The sequence below is a fragment of the Hydrogenivirga sp. 128-5-R1-1 genome (assembly GCF_000171895.1).
Genome location: NZ_ABHJ01000187.1, coordinates 1 through 2,007, shown reverse-complemented (window position 1 = coordinate 2,007; position 2,007 = coordinate 1). Strand labels below are relative to the sequence as shown.

The 2,007-nt window shown below is 28.2% G+C and carries 2 protein-coding genes and 1 pseudogene; all 3 read left to right on the top strand.

The features are described 5' to 3' along the window. Nucleotides 1-446 (top strand): hypothetical protein (locus tag HG1285_RS19855; RefSeq protein WP_008288849.1); only part of this gene is annotated, 446 nt, incomplete at its 5' end. A 4-nt stretch (nucleotides 447-450) separates the two neighbouring features. Next, a complete protein-coding gene (locus HG1285_RS03530; protein ID WP_008288848.1) occupies nucleotides 451-1,815 on the top strand; it encodes a sigma-54 dependent transcriptional regulator in 1,365 nt (454 codons plus the stop codon). A gap of 44 nt (nucleotides 1,816-1,859) precedes the next feature. Then, nucleotides 1,860-2,007 (top strand): annotated as a pseudogene (locus tag HG1285_RS20670) (elongation factor-1 alpha); the annotation flags it as partial.

Genomic DNA, 2,007 nt, shown 5'->3' with positions numbered 1-2,007 from the left:
AGAAGATTATTTTAAGTTTAGGGTTGAGCCTAATTTTTGCTGGTATAAGCTTTGCACAGGAAAAACTTTTAGTCCTTTATTTTTACCATGAAGGAAGTCCTTATCATGAGAAAATTAATAAAAAAATATTGAAGAACAAGTATCTGGCAAAAAAGATTAATAAGAATTTCATATTTAAACAGTTAAAAATAGGTTCTAAAAATGCAGAAAAATTTGCAGCTTATTATAATTTAGAAAAAAAAGAAGCTGTTTATTTTATAGCTCCTAAAAGTAAAAAAGTTTTATACTCTGTTTTTGATTTAAGTAAGCCGTGCAAATGTGCTAACCTCATTAACTACTTCTCAAGACAGCTTTACAAAAAAGGAATTTCTCCTAACTTATATCTATCAAGAGCCGAAAAACTAAGAGCGTATCAGGTAAAAACGGAAAATTCCTATTTGTGGTAAGTGAATGAAAGTAAGTGTTATAACCAAAGATGAAAATGTATACAGAGATATTAAGAAATACTTTAAAAATGTTAATTTAATAGAAGAAAATATAAAGGACTTAAAATTAGAAGGTATAGTTTTTGTAAATATTCAAGATTTTGGGATAGTCCCTTTTTCAACTTCACCGGGGACTTTCCCAATAGCTATTATAGACAAAAATGCTGTAAAATCTAATCTTGCAGCTTTGATAATGAAAATTATGTCTAATAATTATTTTGATTATATTGAGTATCCATTTAAAAAAAATGATTTGGAAAAGGTACTCAAAAACATAAACAAAAAAGAAAAAGATGAAAAGGAAATTTACTACATAAGAAAAAAGGAAACAGATGAAACGATTTTGTGCCAGTATCTTTGTTCAATAATAGGGTCATCTCCTTATATGAAAAATATATGTAAACTTGCCGGTGAGGTTGCACCTACAGACCTTCCTGTTTTAATTATTGGAGAAACAGGAACAGGAAAAGAGCTTTTTGCAAGGGGATTGTGGAAATTAAGTAAAAGGAAAGATAAACCTTTTATAGCAATTAACTGTGCTGCTATTCCTGAAAACTTAATAGAAAGTGAGCTTTTTGGTTATGAAAAAGGAGCTTTTACAGGCGCAGAAACACAGAAAAAAGGAAAATTTGAGATTGCAAATGGTGGAACAATTTTCTTAGATGAAATTGGAGAAATGCCCTTAGAGGCGCAGTCTAAACTCCTCAGGGTTTTACAGGAAGGAAGTTTTTACAGAGTAGGTGGGGAAGAAGAGATAAATGTAGATGTCAGGGTTATTGCTGCCACAAATAAAGATTTAAGTCAGATGGTTAAAGAAGGAAAATTTAGGGAAGATTTATATTACAGGCTAAATGTGATAACTTTTAAGCTTCCTCCTCTTAGAGAAAGGAAAGAAGATATTCCCTATATTGTGGAATGTATTATAAATAAAAATAACAAAAAAATTAATAAAAATATTGAAGGATTTACAAAAGATTACATTGAAAAATTAAAATCAAGATACTGGAAAGGAAACATAAGAGAACTTGAAAATGTGGTTATTCGTTCAATGGTCTTTTGTAGAGATAGTATTTTAAGTATTACAGATTTAGAATTCTTAGAAGAAGGAAAAGAAGAAATACCAGATTTGTATGATAAATTAAAAGATATTATAGAACAATTAATAAATCATGAAAATGCAAAGCAAACAAAGGAAAAAATTGAAAAAATATTAATAGAAAATGTTTTAAAGAAATCAAATTTTAATTTATCTAAATCAGCACAGATTTTAGGAATAAATAGAGCAACATTAAGAAAAAAGCTTGAAAAATTAAATATAAATATTAAATAAATATAGTAAAATATCAAAAATATAAAATTTCAGGTAGGTTTAGCATGGATAATAATTTTGAAACAGGTAAATGGCTTAATCTTACTCAATTTTCTTTACCTATAAAAGTGTTATTTACAGGGTATCTGATAGTTATAGGGATAGGACTTGCGATAGCTGGTCTTCAAATACTTCTTACTCACGGTATGGCAG